Annotated in this window: 16 protein-coding genes; 6 read left to right on the top strand and 10 right to left on the bottom strand. The window is 73.5% G+C overall.

Annotated features, from left to right (window positions below; all coding sequences use genetic code 11):
• From E1165_RS16675 to rimP, 4 genes are all read right to left on the bottom strand, one after another.
• The coding region (locus tag E1165_RS16675) for a translation initiation factor IF-2 N-terminal domain-containing protein (RefSeq protein WP_132392475.1) at nt 1–238 on the bottom strand (238 nt) is incomplete at its 3' end.
• A gap of 93 nt (nt 239–331) precedes the next feature.
• Nucleotides 332–664: a YlxR family protein gene (locus tag E1165_RS16670; RefSeq protein WP_132392473.1), complete on the bottom strand. Its 333-nt coding sequence runs from the start codon at nt 662–664 to the stop codon at nt 332–334.
• 16 nt (nt 665–680) lie between these two features.
• The gene (gene nusA, locus E1165_RS16665; protein WP_132392471.1) at nt 681–1,724 is read right to left on the bottom strand and encodes a transcription termination factor NusA; all 1,044 of its coding nucleotides are present in this window, start codon (nt 1,722–1,724) and stop codon (nt 681–683) included.
• Entirely contained in the window at nt 1,721–2,434 is a 714-nt protein-coding gene (rimP, locus tag E1165_RS16660) for a ribosome maturation factor RimP (RefSeq protein WP_132392469.1), read from the bottom strand. Before rimP ends, nusA begins: the two co-directional genes overlap by 4 nt.
• A gap of 231 nt (nt 2,435–2,665) precedes the next feature.
• Here rimP and E1165_RS16655 point away from each other — a divergent pair, with 231 nt between their 5' ends.
• From E1165_RS16655 to E1165_RS16635, 5 genes are read left to right on the top strand one after another with little or no spacing between them, the layout of a single operon-like run.
• Nucleotides 2,666–3,115: a hypothetical protein gene (locus tag E1165_RS16655; protein WP_207916919.1), complete on the top strand. Its 450-nt coding sequence runs from the start codon at nt 2,666–2,668 to the stop codon at nt 3,113–3,115.
• The gene (locus tag E1165_RS16650; protein ID WP_132392467.1) at nt 3,112–3,561 is read left to right on the top strand and encodes a ferritin-like domain-containing protein; all 450 of its coding nucleotides are present in this window, start codon (nt 3,112–3,114) and stop codon (nt 3,559–3,561) included. Before E1165_RS16655 ends, E1165_RS16650 begins: the two co-directional genes overlap by 4 nt.
• A gap of 57 nt (nt 3,562–3,618) precedes the next feature.
• Nucleotides 3,619–4,203 (top strand): PadR family transcriptional regulator, encoded by a 585-nt coding sequence (locus E1165_RS16645; protein ID WP_132392465.1) that lies wholly within the window; start codon nt 3,619–3,621, stop codon nt 4,201–4,203.
• On the top strand, nt 4,200–4,934 hold the full coding sequence (locus E1165_RS16640; RefSeq protein ID WP_243704818.1) for an ABC transporter ATP-binding protein: 735 nt from the start codon (nt 4,200–4,202) through the stop codon (nt 4,932–4,934). The genes E1165_RS16645 and E1165_RS16640 overlap by 4 nt, the downstream gene beginning before the upstream one ends.
• Complete coding sequence (locus E1165_RS16635; protein ID WP_243704817.1) at nt 4,931–7,762, top strand: FtsX-like permease family protein; 2,832 nt, start codon at nt 4,931–4,933, stop codon at nt 7,760–7,762. Before E1165_RS16640 ends, E1165_RS16635 begins: the two co-directional genes overlap by 4 nt.
• Before the next feature lie 124 nt (nt 7,763–7,886).
• Here the strand turns inward: E1165_RS16635 and E1165_RS16630 are convergent, their stop codons facing one another.
• The gene (locus tag E1165_RS16630; protein WP_132392463.1) at nt 7,887–8,606 is read right to left on the bottom strand and encodes a VIT1/CCC1 transporter family protein; all 720 of its coding nucleotides are present in this window, start codon (nt 8,604–8,606) and stop codon (nt 7,887–7,889) included.
• Complete coding sequence (gene map, locus E1165_RS16625) at nt 8,603–9,460, bottom strand: type I methionyl aminopeptidase (RefSeq protein WP_132392461.1); 858 nt, start codon at nt 9,458–9,460, stop codon at nt 8,603–8,605. The genes E1165_RS16630 and map overlap by 4 nt, the downstream gene beginning before the upstream one ends.
• Nucleotides 9,461–9,555: 95 nt before the next feature.
• Between map and E1165_RS16620 the strand changes: the two genes are divergently transcribed.
• Nucleotides 9,556–9,870, top strand: coding sequence for an STAS domain-containing protein (locus tag E1165_RS16620; RefSeq protein WP_207916918.1), 315 nt, complete (start codon nt 9,556–9,558; stop codon nt 9,868–9,870).
• A gap of 157 nt (nt 9,871–10,027) precedes the next feature.
• Here E1165_RS16620 and E1165_RS16615 read toward each other — a convergent pair whose 3' ends face one another.
• The 4 genes from E1165_RS16615 to E1165_RS16600 all read right to left on the bottom strand — a co-directional run bounded on the left by E1165_RS16615 (nt 10,028) and on the right by E1165_RS16600 (nt 15,193).
• Complete coding sequence (locus E1165_RS16615) at nt 10,028–10,795, bottom strand: 3-oxoacyl-ACP reductase (protein ID WP_132392459.1); 768 nt, start codon at nt 10,793–10,795, stop codon at nt 10,028–10,030.
• A gap of 5 nt (nt 10,796–10,800) precedes the next feature.
• The gene (locus E1165_RS16610; RefSeq protein WP_132392457.1) at nt 10,801–12,168 is read right to left on the bottom strand and encodes an aldehyde dehydrogenase; all 1,368 of its coding nucleotides are present in this window, start codon (nt 12,166–12,168) and stop codon (nt 10,801–10,803) included.
• Nucleotides 12,149–13,513 carry a glutamine synthetase family protein gene (locus tag E1165_RS16605; protein WP_132392455.1) on the bottom strand — a complete coding sequence of 455 codons (1,365 nt, stop codon included), beginning with the start codon at nt 13,511–13,513 and terminating at the stop codon, nt 12,149–12,151. The genes E1165_RS16610 and E1165_RS16605 overlap by 20 nt, the downstream gene beginning before the upstream one ends.
• A 90-nt stretch (nt 13,514–13,603) precedes the next feature.
• On the bottom strand, nt 13,604–15,193 hold the full coding sequence (locus E1165_RS16600) for an amino acid permease (protein ID WP_132392453.1): 1,590 nt from the start codon (nt 15,191–15,193) through the stop codon (nt 13,604–13,606).
• Between the last annotated feature and the right edge of the window lie 64 nt (nt 15,194–15,257).

The raw sequence follows: 15,257 nt of genomic DNA, 5'->3' as shown, positions 1-15,257 counted from the left end.
GGGCCGGGGACGGCGTCGGGGTCGTTGCCGGGCTCGGGGCGGCCGCCGGTGGGGCGGACGGCGCCGAGTTGCCGGCGGACGCGACGAATGCGCCACGCAGCCGTCGGGCGACGGGCGCCTCGACGGTGCTGGACGCGGACTTCACGAACTCGCCCATCTCCTTGAGTTTGGCGAGAACGGTCTTGCTTTCGACCCCGAGCTCTTTTGCCAGCTCGTGTACGCGGGCCTTACCTGCCACTGCACTCCTCACTCCGAGGTCGTGCGGGCAGCACCCGCAGCGACCTCACTCCTGCACTTGAAGCCTGGTCATTTCAGGGACTTCATCGTGTGCTCATGTCGGTCGTCCTACCCTGCTAGCGACCCTCGCCCGATCGGGTTGACCGGACGTAGTGGTTGGCGCATCGATGTACTCCGCGACGGCACCGTGGTCAGGGACCCCGGTGAAGCGCAACGCACGCCCGAAGGCGCGACGCCGCAACGCCTGCGCGAAGCAGGCCGGATCCGGGTGCATGTTCGCTCCCCGACCCGGCAGCCTGCGAGCCGGGTCGGGCCGGAGACTGAGATCATCCCCGTCGCCGACCGCGACGATCCGCAGCAATTCGCTGGCCGGCGCACGTCGCCGGCAACCCACACAGGTGCGCTCCGGCTGCGCGCGTCGTACCACTGGAGGAAGTCTACCCCTAGCTCGTCGAGATCGCGCCGCCCGGCTCCGGGACGTGATCAGCAGCGCCCCGACCGCCGGCGCCCGACTGCTCCGCGTCGGACCGGATGTCGATCCGCCAACCGGTCAGTCGGGCCGCGAGCCGGGCGTTCTGCCCCTCGCGGCCGATCGCGAGCGAGAGCTGGAAATCCGGGACGGTCACCCGCGCCGTCCGGGTGGCCAGATCGACCACCTCGACCCGCAGCGCCTTGGCCGGCGACAACGCGTTGCCGACGAAGGTCGCCGGGTCGTCCGACCAGTCGATGATGTCGATCTTCTCACCGTGCAGCTCGCTCATCACCGCGCGCACCCGCTGCCCCATCGGGCCGATACAGGCGCCCTTGGCGTTCACGCCCTGGACGGTGGACCGCACCGCGATCTTCGTCCGGTGACCCGCCTCACGGGCGATCGCGCTGATCTCCACCGTACCGTCGGCGATCTCCGGCACCTCCAGCGCGAAGAGCTTCTTGACCAGCCCCGGGTGGGTACGGGAAAGGGTGATCTGCGGACCGCGCATCCCCTTGGTCACGTGCACCACGACGCAGCGGATCCGCTCGCCGTGCTCGTACCGCTCGCCGGGGACCTGCTCCGACTGCGGCAGCACCCCCTCCAGCTTGCCCAGGTCGACGCTGACGATGCCCTTCTCCTTGCGGGCCTCGTGCGCCTGCACCACACCGGTGACCAGGTCACCGTCGCGGCCGACGTACTCGCCGAAGTGCACCTCGTCGGTGGCCTCCCGCAACCGCTGCAGGATGACCTGCTTGGCGGTCATCGCGGCGATCCGGCCGAAGTCGTGCGGGGTGTCGTCCCACTCCCGCACCACCGTGCCGTCGGCGTCCAGCTCCTGGGCGTACACCGTGGCGGCGCCGGTCTTCCGGTCGATCTCCACCCGGGCGTGCGGCTCGGCGCCCTCGGTGTGCCGGTAGGCGGTCAGCAGCGCGGTCTCGATCGCCGCGAGGATCGTGTCGAACGGGATCTCCCGCTCGCGCTCGAGTGCGCGCAGCGCCGCGAGGTCGATGTTCACCTCTCCTCGTCCTCCACATCATCTTCGTCGTCGATGTCGTCGATATCCTCGCCGGGCTCGCCGGCGCCGTCGAACTCGTCCGCCTCGTCGATCTCGTCGAGGCGGTTGAACTCGACCTGCACCCGGCCGGGGCCGAGTTCGGCGTACGGGTGTTCACTGTGGCCGGAGTCGGTCTCCAGCACCACGCGCTCGTCGTCGGCCGCCGCGACCCGGCCGGTCAGCTGGCGGTCCCCGGCCGGCTGGCCGTCGCGCTGCTCCGGCAGCGCCGCCGCGCCCCGCACGGTCACCCTGACCAGCCGGCCGACGTTGCGCCGCCAGTGCCGGGGCAGGGTGAGCGGCCGGTCCACGCCCGGTGAGCTGACCTCGAGCTGGTACTCCCCCGCGACGATGTCGCCGCCGGCCTCCTCGGCGGCGTCGAGCGCCGCCGACACCGCACGGGAGACGTCCGCGACGGCGTCCAGGTTGATCCCGCCGTCGGCGTCCACGATCACCCGCACGACGTGCCGCCGGCCGGCCCGGGAGACCGAGAGGTCCTCCAGGTCGTACCCCTCCCGGGTGACCACGGGTTCGATCACCTCGCGCAACCGGGCCCGCCGTGCGGCGAGGTCCCCCCGGGGCGCGCCCGCGCGATCCGAGCCCCGGGAGCCGTCGGTACGACGGGATCGTCCCGCCGGCCCCGTCGGCCTGGTGGCACGACCACGCTGTGTCATCTGGCGCACCCTTCTGCTGAGGCGGCAGCGGCCCCGCGGCTGCCACGCCGGACGCCACCGGGGCAGTCGCGCCCGGTGGCTGCGCAGAGCGTAACGCGCCGCCGGGGCGGCGGACCGCGCGGCGCACCGACGCCGGTCGCCCACCGGACAGCGTCGATGGTGTTGACTTGTCCGGTGGCGACGGGCAGAAGGACCGCGAACAGCGGTGAATCGGGACGAACCCGGCGGACCGTGCTGCGTGCGGGCGCGCTCCTGGCGGCGGGCGGCTCGACCGGGCCGCTGACCGGCTGTGATCTTTTCGACGGCGACGAGCCCCCACCTCCGCCCGACCCGCTGGAGCCCCTCGCCGGCGAGTCCCGCGAGCTCGCCGCACGGCACCGTGCGGCGATCGCCGCCGATCCGGGGCTGGCCGACCGGCTCACCCCGATCGCCGAGGCACACGCCGCGCACGCCGACGAGATCCACCGGCTGATCGGGCGTCCGGCGCCCTCCGGGGCGGCCACGGGCGGCGCGACGCCGACGCCGGGCGGCCGCGCGGCGCTGCTCGCCGCGCTGCGCGAGGCCGAACAGCGGGGCCGGCAGTCCGCCGCGAAGGCGTGCGCGGAGGCACCCGGGGAACGGGCCGCGCTGCTCGGGTCGGTCGCCGCCGCCCGGGCCACGCACGTGGAGGCGCTGACGTGAGCCGGCGGCAGGCACCCGCCGACGCCCGGCAGGCGCTCGCCGACGCGCTGACCGCCGAGTACGCGGCGATCTACGCCTACGGCCCGATCGGGGTACGGCTCACCGGCGCAGACCGGCGCGGGGCCCGGTCGGCCGAGGCCGCGCACCGCGCCCGCCGGGACGCGCTGGTCCTCCAGCTCAGCGCGGGCGGCGGGCAGGTCCCCGCGGACCGGGCCGGGTACGCTCTGCCGTTCCCGGTGACCGACCGGGCCGAGGCGCTGCGGCTGGCCGTCGAGATCGAGGAGCGGACGGCCGCCTTCTGGCGCGCGGTGCTGCCGGTCACCAGCGGCGCCGACCGGACCCGGGCGTTGAACGCGTTGACCGACTGTGCGGTGTGGGCCACCCGCTGGCGGCGGGCGGCCCGGGTCACCCCGGTCACCGTGGCCTTCCCCGGCCGGCCCGGCTGAGCGCTGCCGGGCCGTTCCGGTTGCGGTCCGCATACGGGGTATGCATACTCCGTTGCCATGTCCATCCGCCACGGCCTGCTCGCCCTGCTCGAGCGCGGCCAGATGTACGGCTACCAGTTGCGTGCCGCGTTCGAGGAGTCGACCGGCTCGACCTGGCCGCTGAACATCGGGCAGGTGTACACCACCCTCAACCGGCTCGAACGCGACGGACTCGTCCGCCCGCTGCCCGAACACGAGGGCGGGCAGCGGCCGTACGAGATCACCGATGCCGGGCGGGCGGACCTGGCGCTCTGGTTCGCCACCCCGATCAGCCGCGCCGACCGCCCCCGCGACGAGCTGTCGATCAAACTGGCCCTGGCGATGACCACGCCCGGCGTCAACGTGCGGGCCGTGGTGCAGACCCAACGCAGCGCCACCATGCGCACCCTGCAGGAGTTGACCCGGCTGAAGTACGCCAGCGACAAGCCGGAGGATCTGCCGTGGCGGCTGGTGCTGGACGCGATGGTGTTCCAGGCCGAGGCGGAGATCCGCTGGCTGGACCACTGCGAGACGAGCCTGGTCCGCTACCGTCCCGCCCCGCGGGCCGGCCCCCCCGCCCGCTCCGGCGCGCCGGAGCACACCGACGAGGAGGTCCACCGGTGACAGTGGCGGGCCGACCCGTGCTCGACCTGCGGGACGTGCACCGTACCCACGGCAGCGGCGAGGCCGCGGTGCACGCGCTGCGCGGGGTGAGTCTCAGCGTCGCGCCCGGCGAGCTGGTCGCCGTGATGGGCCCCTCCGGCTCCGGCAAGTCGACCCTGCTCACCCTCGCCGGTGGGCTCGACAGCCCCACCGCCGGCGACGTGCTGGTCGAGGGGGAGTCGCTGGGCGCGCTCGACCGCCGGGGGTTGGCCCGGCTGCGTCGGCGCCGGATCGGCTACGTCTTCCAGGATCTCAACCTGCTGGGCAGCCTCACCGCCGCCGAGAACGTGGCGCTCCCCCTGGAACTCGACGGGGTGGGCGTCCGGGCGGCCCGCCGGGCGGCCCTGGCCGCGCTGGCGGAGGTCGGCCTGACCGGGCTGGGCGGGCGCTTCCCCGACCAGATGTCCGGCGGCCAGCAGCAACGGGTGGCGATCGCCCGCGCGCTGGTCGGCGAACGCCGGCTGGTGCTGGCCGACGAGCCGACCGGGGCCCTGGACTCGCAGACCGGGGAGGCGGTGCTGCACCTGCTGCGCCGCCGGGTCGACGCGGGCGCGGCCGGGGTGCTGGTCACCCACGAGGCGCGGCACGCCGGCTGGGCCGACCGGGTGGTCTTCCTCCGGGACGGGGTGATGGTCGACGCGACCGCGCCACTGGCGAGCGTCGAGCAGCTCCTCGCCGGCAGCGGCCGGTGAGGCAGGCCCGGCCGGAGGGGCCGACGGCACGCGGGCCCGGGGCGGACGGCGTCGACGCGGGGCCGGACGCTCCGGCGCGTTTCGGCCCGGCGCACGGCGGCCCGGCGGCCCCACCCCGGCCACGCGGCCGGATCGCCGAGACGGTCGGCTCCTGGCGGGCCGCGCTGCGGATCGCCCGGCGGGAGGCGCGTCGGGCCCGCCGCCGCACCGCGCTGGTGCTGGGGATGATCGCCCTGCCGGTGCTGGCGTTGACCTTCGCCGCGGTCAGCTACGACATGTCCGAGCTGAGCCACGCCGAACGCGTCGACCAGCGGATCGGCGACGCCGACGCCGAACTGCACTGGGCCGTCGAGAACCCGGTCGTCCAGGACCCCTGGGGCGATCTGGCGTACCCCGTCGACGCGGGGCAGGAACGCACCCAACCGGTGCGGGCCGAGGAACTCACCGCCCTGCTCCCGCCCGGCAGCCGGGTCACCCCGGTCCACGGGTGGGTCCCGTTCGAGGCGCGGGTCGGCGACCACCTGGAGTCGTACTCGGCGCGGATGCTGGACCTCACCGATCCGCTCGCCCGGTCGGTGGTCCGGCTGCGCGCCGGGCGGGTGCCGGCCACCCCGACCGAGATCGCCGTCACCGCGCCGGCGTTGCGCAGCCTCGGGGTTCCGCTCGACGGCAGCGTCGTCCTCGCCGACGGTTCCCGCCGGTACACCGTCGTCGGCGTGGTCGAGTTCCCCGACGACCTGAACGAGGTGGTCGCGCTGCACCCGGGTACGGTCCCGACGAACGGCCCCGGCGAGCAGCGCTGGCTGGCGGACCTGCCGGGCCCGGTGGACGCGACGCTGGTCCGCCGGCTCAACGCGCACGGCGTCACGGTGACGGTACGCGGGCCGGCGCCGGGCACCGCGGAACCCGGCACGGACGGCCTGCTGCCGGTGTCGGCGGCCGCCACCGAGGAGGCCGGGAGCGCGGTGCTGGTGGGCGGGCTCGGTCTGCTGGAGGTCGTGCTGCTGGTGGGGCCGGCCTTCGCGGTGGGCGTACGGCGGCGGCGACGCGACCTCGCGCTGGTCGCGGTGGCCGGTGGCGACGAGGTCCACCTGCGCCGGATCGTGCTCGCCGACGGGGTGGTGCTCGGCTTCGCCGGCGCGGCGGCCGGTCTGCTGCTCGGCGTCGCCGCCGCGTTCACGGCCCGGCCCCTGCTGGAGGAGCACGTCCTGCACCACCGCGCCGGCGGGTACCGTGTCTTCCCCGCGGCGTTGGCCGCGATCGTGGCGGTCGCCGTGCTGGCCGGGGTGCTGGCCGCCCTGGTGCCGGCCTGGACGGCGGCCCGGCAGGACGTCGTGGCGGGGCTGGCCGGTCGGCGTACCGTGCCGCCGCAGCGACGACGCTGGCCGGCCCTCGGTCTGGCGCTGACCGCCCTGGGCACCGGGACGGCCGCGCTCGGCGCACAGCACAGCAGCGTCTTCGTGGTCCTGACCGGCATCGTGCTGGGCGAGCTGGGTCTGGTCCTCACCATCCCCACCCTGGTCAGCTACCTGGCCCGCGTCGGCCCGGCGCTGCCGTTGGCCCCACGGATCGCGCTGCGCGACGCCAGCCGGAACCGGTCCTCCACCGCCCCGGCGGTCTCCGCCATCATGGCGGCGGTCGCCGGCAGCGTCGCCGTCGGCGTCTGGGTGGCCAGCGACGAGGCCCGCACCAGGGCGGACTACCAGCCCGGCGTGCCACCCGGCCACGTACTGCTGTTGTTGTCCGGGCAGGACGCGCCGCCACCGCTGCCGGCGGTGACCGAGCGGGTCCGCCACGTGCTGGCCGCCGACTCGGTCGCCGTGATCAACCGGCCCGGCTGCGCCCCGCCGACGCGCGACGACGAGGAGTGCGTGGTCACCGCGGTGCTGCCGCCCGGCCAGCTCTGCCCGTTCCGGGTGGAGGCGTTCCGGTCGGCCGAGACACGCCGGCAGGCGCTGGCCGACCCCCGCTGCCGGCCGCCGACACGAACTCCCTCCAGCTACCAACTGCCGGTCGCCGTGGACGACGGGGCCGCCCTGCCCGCCCTCACCGACGCGCCCACCGACGAGGTGGCCCGGGCGACCGCCGTGCTGCGGGCCGGCGGCGTGGTGGTGACCGACCCACGCTACCTGCGCGACGGCCGGGTGACGGTGGCGACGAACCGGGTCACCGCCGGTTCCGAGGCGCCGGCGTCGACCACGATGGCGGTAGCCGGGTACGTCCTGCGCGGCGGTCTGCCGGTGGACCTGCTGGTGCTGTCGACCGCCGCCGCCGGCCGGCTCGGCCTGGCCGTCGTCCCCGAGGGGTACGCCGTGGCGACCGACACCGCACCGACCGAGGCCCAGCGGCGGCGGCTCGTCGCCGAGCTGCGTCCGCTGGCGTCGCTGATCGCACTGGTGGAGGCGGAGGCGCCGGAGCGGGACCAGCGACCGCTGCTGGTGCTGCTGGCGGTGGCCGCCGGGATGATCACCCTGGGAGCGGCCGGGGTGGCCACCGGGCTCGCCGCCGCCGAGGGGCGGCGGGACCTGTCCACCCTGGCCGCCGTCGGCGCCAGTCCCGGGGTCCGCCGGGTACTCGCGATCTGCCAGGCCGGGGTGATCGCCGGGCTCGGCACGGTGCTGGGCATCGTGGCCGGCCTATGCTCCGCGACGATCATCCTGACCTCGGTCAACCGGCAGCTCGCCGAGGCGTGGCCGGCGCAGACGCCGTACCCGCTGGCGGTGCCCTGGCTGACCCTGGGCGTGATGGTGGTGGTGCCGGTGGTGGCCATGGCCGGTGCGGGCCTGTTCACCCGCTCGCGGTTGGCGGTGGAACGACGGCTGGACTGAGGCCGCGACCCTCCCGCCCGGCTCGCCAAGTGGTACGGACCGACCAGGCGCTGCCGATGCTCGGCGAGGCCAGGCTCGCGGCGGCCACCGTGGCCTGGCTGCTCACCGGCTGAGGGGGCCAGGCTCAGCCGACCCCGCCCTGGACGCCGATCAGGGTGCCGATGGCGTAGGTGGCGCCGGCCGCCGCCGCGCCGAGCACGAACTGGCGCAGGCCTCCGGCCCACCAGGGGCGGTTGGTGAAGCGAGCGACGACCGCCCCGGCCGCGAAGAGCCCCACCCCGCCTACGGCGAGCGCCAACCAGAGGCTGGTGAAGCCGAGCAGGTAGGTCGCCAGCGGCACCAGGGCCCCGACCGAGAAGCAGAGGAACGACGAGATCGCCGCCGCCCACGGGCTGGGCTGCTCGTCCGGGTCCACCCCCAGTTCCTCCCGGACGTGCACCCGCAGCGCCTCCGCCGGGTTGCGGCGAACCGCGTCGGCGACCTGCATCGCCAGGTCCCGGGGCAGGCCCCGGGCGACCCACGCCTCGGCCAGCTCCCGGGCCTCCGCCTCGGGGTGCCGTTCCAACTCGCGGCGTTCCTTGGCCACCTCGGCGGCGACCTGCTCGTTGGCTGAGCGGACGCTGGTGTACTCGCCCAGCCCCATCGAGATGGCGCCGGCGACCAGGCCCGCGGTGCCGGTGAGCACGATGCTGCGCGGCGAGACACCGCCACCGCCGACACCGGCGATCAGGGCGATGTTGGTGACCAGGCCGTCCATCGCGCCGAACACGGCCGGCCGCAGCCAGCCACCGGACACGTCGGCGTGGTGCGCCTCGCGCAGCGCGGCAGGAGTCTCGGCGGTCACGGCAGGGTCAGGATCTCGTAGCCGTCGTCGGTCACCAGGATCGTGTGTTCGAACTGCGCCGTCCACCTCCGGTCCTTGGTGACCACCGTCCACCCGTCGTCCCACATGTCGTACTGGTAGGTGCCGAGGGTGATCATCGGCTCGATGGTGAACGTCATCCCCGGCTCCATCAGGTCGGTGGGCCGAGGGCTGTCGTAGTGCGGCACGTACAGGCCGCTGTGGAAGGCCTCGCCGATGCCGTGACCGGTGAAGTCGCGGACCACGCCGTAGCCGAACCGCTTGGCGTACGACTCGATGACCCGGCCGATGACGTTGATCTGGCGACCCGGGGCGACGGCCTTGATGCCGCGCATCATCGCCTCGTGGGTCCGCTCGACCAGCAGCCGGGCCTCCTCGCTCACCTCGCCCACGCAGAAGGTGGCGTCGGTGTCCCCGTGCACGCCACCGATGTACGCGGTGACGTCGACGTTGATGATGTCGCCGTCCTGGAGGACGGTGGAGTCCGGGATGCCGTGGCAGATCACCTCGTTGAGGCTGGTGCAGCAGGACTTCGGGAAGCCCTTGTAGCCCAGCGTCGACGGGTACGCGCCGTGGTCGACCAGGAACTCGTGCACCACCCGGTCGATCTCGTCGGTGGTCACCCCCGGCTTGCAGTGTTCACCGGCGAGCTGCGTCGCCTGGGCGGCGAGCCGGCCGGCGATCCGCATCTTCTCGATGGTCTCCGGGGTCTGCACGTGCGAGCCGCGCCACTGTTGGGGACGCGTCTTCCCCACGTACTCCGGTCGGGCGATGTGGGCGGGCACCGCTCGCCACGGGGAGAGCGTGCCGGGGGTCAGCGGCGCACGGGCGGTCATGACAACAGCCTATCGCCGCGGGTCGGGTGACCCCCGCCACGCACCCGTCCGCCGGGTTGTTGCCGTGGCAACGGGGCTGTGCCATTGTGGCTGGCGTGGATCACGGGGGCGTATCTCCGATCTTCTCCGCGAGCGCGGAGCTCGACGGTGCCCACCTGCGCGTGGTGGTGACCGGTGAGGTCGACATGGCCACCGCCGACACGATGTGGCAGACCGCCCTCCGGGAGCCGGCCGAGCTGGTCACCCTCGACCTGCGCCGGGTGACGTTCTTCGACTCGGCCGCCATCCACACGGTCGTCCGGCTCGCCGACCGTCTCCCGGAACGGCTCACCGTGCTCCCGTCCCGCCAGGTGCTTCGGGTCCTGGAGATCTCCGGCCTGGGCGAGCAGTCCTGGCTGCACCGGGGCTGACACGCTTCGGCGTCACTCCGGCCGCGCGATGCCTGCTACCCCGACCGGCCGGTAACGCAGGCCCGGAGATCGACGGCCGGTCACCCGGATCTCGTCCGGCCGTCACCGGGTGTCCCGCAGGTGGCTCGCCAGGCGGGACGGCCGGTCGGCGGACGCCTCACAGCGGCGTCACGTACGCGCCGGTGATGCCCCCGTCGACGACGAACTGCGCGGCCGTCATGAACGACGCGTCGTCACTGGCCAGGAAGGCCACCGCGGCGGCGATCTCCGCCGGGTCGCCGAACCGGCCCATCGGCACGTGCACCAGCCGGCGGGCGGCCCGCTCCGGATCCGCCGCGAACAGCTCCCGCAGCAGCGGGGTGGCCACCGGGCCGGGACACAGCGCGTTGACCCGGATGCCCTCCCGGGCGAACTGCACACCCAGTTCCCGGGTCATCGCCAGCACCCCGCCCTTGCTCGCCGTGTACGCGATCTGCGACGTCGCCGCCCCCATCAACGCCACGAACGAGGCGGTGTTGATGATCGAGCCCTTGCCCTGCCGGCGCATGTGCGGAATGACGTACCTGCAGCAGAGGTAGACGCTGGTGGTGTTGACCCGCAGCACCCGTTCCCAGGCGTCGAGGCCGGTCTCCAGGATCGAGTCGTCCTCCGGCGGGGAGATGCCGGCGTTGTTGAAGGCCACGTCGATCCGGCCGTGTCGTTCGGCCACCCCGTCGAAGAGCTCCCGGACGGCGGTCTCGTCCGCCACGTCGCAGGCGACGAACTCGCCGGCGACCTCGTCGGCGGCCCGCCCGCCGGCCTCGGCGTCGACGTCGACGCAGACCACCCGCGCCCCCTCGGCGGCGAACCGCCGCACCGTGGCCAGCCCGATCCCGCTGCCCGCCCCGGTCACCACCGCGACCCGGTCCGCCAGTCGACCCCGCATCGTGTTCACTCCTCTGTGCTGATGAAGACGTTCTTCACGTCGGTGAAGGCGTGCAGGGCGTCCGGGCCCAGCTCCCGGCCGAACCCGGAGCGCTTCATCCCGCCGAACGGCGTCCAGTAGCGCACCGAGGAGTGCGAGTTGACGCTGAGGTTGCCCGACTCCACCGCCCGGGCCACCCGCAGCGCCCGGCCCACGTCCCGGGTCCAGATCGAGCCGGAGAGGCCGTACTCGGTGTCGTTGGCCAACCGGACCGCGTCGGCCTCGTCGTCGAACGGCAGCACCGACACCACCGGCCCGAAGATCTCCTCCCGCCAGTGCCGGTCGGCCGGCGACCCGGCGAGCAGCACCGTCGGGGCGTACCAGAACCCCGGGCCGTCGGGGCGGGCGCCGGTGAAGGCCACTGTCGCGCCGTCGACGTACCCGGCGACCCGGTCACGGTGCGCCGCGGAGATGAGCGGACCCATCTCGGTGGTCTCCGCGGCCGGGTCGCCCACCCGCAAGCCGCGCACGGCCGGTTCGAGCAGTTCCAGGAAGCGGTCGTACGCCGGCCGCTGGACCAGGATCCGGGAGCGGGCGCAGCAGTCCTGGCCGGCGTTGTCGAAGACCGCGTACGGCGCGGAGGCCGCCGCCTTCTCCAGGTCGGCGTCGGCGAAGACCAGGTTGGCGGACTTGCCGCCCAGCTCCAGGGTGACCCGCTTCACCTGGGCGGCGCACCCGGCCATGATCCGGGTGCCGACCTGCGTGGAACCGGTGAAGCAGACCTTGCGCACGGCGGGGTGGGTGACGAACCGCTCCCCCACCACGTCACCCCGGCCCGGCAGCACGGTGAACACGCCCTCGGGCAGGCCCGCCTCGCGCGCCAGCTCGGCCAGGCGCAGCGCGGTCAGCGGGGTCAGCTCGGCGGGTTTCAGGACCACGGTGTTGCCGGCGGCGAGCGCCGGTGCGAGCCCCCAGCCGGCGATCGGCATCGGGAAGTTCCACGGCACGATCACCCCGACCACACCGAGCGGCTCGTGGAACGTGACGTCCAGCCCGCCGGGCACCGGGATCTGCCGGCCGGTCAGCCGCTCCGGCGCGCCCGCGTAGTAGTCGAGCACGTCACGGACGTTGCCCGCCTCCCAGCGGGCGTTGCCGACGGTGTGCCCGGCGTTGCGCACCTCCAGCCGGGCCAGTTCCTCGACGTGGGCGTCCACCACGGTCGCGAAGCGCCGCAGCAGCCGTGCCCGGTCCCCCGGCGCCACCGCCCGCCACGACTCGTACGCGGTCGCAGCCCGCCCGATCGCCGCGTCGACCTCGTCCGGGGTCGTCGCCGGCACCTCCGCCAACCGCTGCCCGGTCGCCGGGTTGATCACCTCAGAGACGTTCGAAGCCACGGCGCAGCTCCCAGTCGGTCACGGCGGCGTCGAAGGCGGCGAGCTCGACGCGGGCCTGGTTGGCGTAGTGCGCGACCACCTCGTCGCCGAAGGCGTCCCGGGCGAGCGCCGAGTTCTCCCAGAGGGAGAGCGCGTCGCGCAGCGTGCCCGGCACCCGCTGCGCCGCCGCGTCGTCGTAGGCGTTGCCGGTGCACTCCTCGCCCAGCTCCAGCTCGTGCTCGACGCCGTGCGCCGCCGCGGCCACCAGCGCGGCGATCGCCAGGTACGGGTTGACGTCCGCGCCGGGCACCCGGTTCTCCACCCGCATGCCCTGCCCGTGCCCGACCACCCGCAGCGCGCAGGTGCGGTTGTCGACGCCCCAGCGCAGCGCCGTCGGCGCGAACGAGCCGGGCTGGTAACGCTTGTAGGAGTTGATGTTCGGGGCGAAGAGGAGACTCAGCTCGCGCATGGTGGCGAGCATTCCGGCCAGCACCCGCTGCCCCGTGACGCTCAGGTGGGCGGGGCCGTCGCCCAGCATCGCCGAGCCGCCGGAGGCGTCCCGCAGCGAGAAGTGGATGTGGCAGGAGTTGCCCTCCCGCTCGTTCGGTTTGGCCATGAAGGTGATCGACATGCCCTCCTGGGCGGCGATCTCCTTCGCCCCGTTCTTGTAGATGACGTGGTGATCGGCGCAGGCCACCGCCTCGTCGTAGCGGAACGCGATCTCGTGCTGGCCGAGGTTGCACTCGCCCTTGGCGCTCTCGGGGGTGAGCCCGGCGCCGGCCATCTCGGTGCGGATGCGGCGCAGCAGCGGCTCCACCCGCGCGGTGCCCAGCAGGGAGTAGTCCACGTTGTACTGGTTGGCCGGGGTGAGGTCACGGTAGCCGCGCCGCCAGGCGTCCTCGTACGAGTCGCGGTAGAGGACGAACTCCAGCTCCGTGCCGGCGTACGCGGTCAGCCCGTGGGCGGCCAGCCGGTCGAGCTGCCGGCGCAGGATCTGCCGGGGCGAGGCCACCACCGGCCCGGAGCCGTCCAGCCACTCCAGGTCGGCCAGGAGCAGCGCCGTCCCCGGCTGCCAGGGCACCCGGCGCAGGGTGGCCAGGTCGGGGCGCATCGCGAAGTCGCCGTAGCCGCGTTCCCAGCTCGACATCGCGTACCCGTCGACGGTGTTCATGTCGACGTCCACGGCGAGCAGGTAGTTACAGCCCTCGCTGCCGTGCGCGACCACCTGGTCGAGGAAGTACGGGGCGTGGAACCGCTTGCCCTGCAACCGGCCCTGCATGTCGACCAGGGCGAGCACCACGGTGTCGATTTCGCCCTCGGCGACGGCGACCCGGAGCTGTCCCAGCGTGAGCGGAGCTTTCCTCATCGGCTCGCCTCCATCACCAAGGTCTACTCGTTGACGCGATCATCGTCAATGGTCGGGCCCGGCGGGGCCGGACCCGCCGTCGCCGCGTGGTCAGGCCGGCCTGTCGGCCGGCGTGCCGTCCGTGGTGCGCTGCGCCGGCAGCTCGACGGTACGGCGCGGACCGGTGAACCACTTCCGCGCCGAGGCGTACCACCAGACGCCGACGCCGAGCAGCACCCCGCCGACCGCGATCGGCGCGTAGTTCACCGCCGACCAGCTGAAGTCGGCGTTGCCGGGCACGCCGGCGGGCACGATGGGCAGCAGGAAGTAGACCGAGATGACGGCGATCTCGATGACCGCGATCCAGCCGAGCAGCTTGTACTTCCGGCCCAGCGTCCACGGCCCGGGCTGGAACCGGTCCCCCATCCGCAGCCGCAGCGCGATCGGGATGATGAAGGACAGGTAGAGCCCGATCACCGCGACGGAGACCACCGCGTAGAAGGCGACCGGGATGCCGTCCGGGCTCGCGTAGAGGGCGGGCAGGGTGAGCACCAGGCCCGCCACGGTGGCGCCGATGATCGCGTTGACCGGGGTGCCGTTGCGGTCGACCCTCGACCAGAGCCGCCAGCCCGGCACGGCCCGGTCCCGGCTGAACGCGTACGCCATCCTCGACATGGACGTCACGCAGCTCATCCCGCAGAAGAACTGGCCGATGGTGGAGATGATGATGACGGTCTTGAAGAAGAACGGGGTCAGCGCGGTCTCGAAGATCGCCCCGGAGAAGCCGCCGGCGGCGTTGACCGCGTCCACGTCGGTGGCGGCGAAGAGGAAGGCCAGCAGCAGGATCCAGCCGCCGACCGCGGAGTAGAAGATCGACCGCCAGAGGCCCTGGGCGGCGGCTTTCGACGCGCCCCGGGTCTCCTCGGAGACGTGCGCGCAGGCGTCGAAGCCGGTGATCGTGTACTGGGTGAGCAGGAAACCCAGCGGCAGCACGTAGAACCAGAACGTCAGCCCGCCGGTGTCGCCGTCGCCGAAGCCCGAGTTGTTGAACCGCTCGGTGAAGACGAACCGGAAGCTCTGGTGGTCGTCCGGGACCAGCAGCAGGATGGCCACCACGGCGGCCGCGCCGGCCACGTGCCACCAGACCGAGACGTTCTGCAGCACGTCGATGATCCGGTGCCCGAAGATGTTGATCAGCCCGTGCAGCAGCAGGATGATCACGAACAGTCCGAAGGCCTGCCGCAGCGTGCCCTCCCAGCCGTCGAAGAGCGCCGACAGAGTGAGGTTGAGGAAGGTCGCGCAGCCGTAGTCCACCGAGGCGGTGACCGCGATCAGGCCGATCAGGTTGAGCCAGCCGGTGAACCAGCCGTGCACCGGACGACCCATCTTCGCGGCCCACCAGTAGATGCCGCCGGCCGTCGGGTACGCCGACACCAACTCGGCCAGGCAGAAGCCGATGATCAGGATGAACAGCGAGATCAGCGGCCAGCCCCAGGAGATGGCGACCGGGCCGCCGTTGTTCCACGCCTGGCCGAACGTGGTGAAGCAACCGGCCAGGATCGAGATGATCGAGAACGAGATGGCGAAGTTGGAGAAGCCGCTCCACTTCCGGTGCAGCTCCTGCTGGTAGCCGAGTTCGGCGAGCCGTCGGGCGTCGTCATCCATCGGTTGCTCGGCGGTCGGCGCGGGCGTCGTGGCCACTGCGCACCTCCTCGATGTGGTTCCCCGTACGAGTGGGTGAAGTGTGATCCCGTCGATCAAGGTG

Origin of the sequence: Micromonospora sp. KC723, assembly GCF_004348595.1 — a bacterium.
Lineage (GTDB): Bacteria > Actinomycetota > Actinomycetes > Mycobacteriales > Micromonosporaceae > Micromonospora.
Note: the sequence above shows the minus strand (reverse complement) of the source record. Positions and strands in the feature narration are given on the sequence as shown.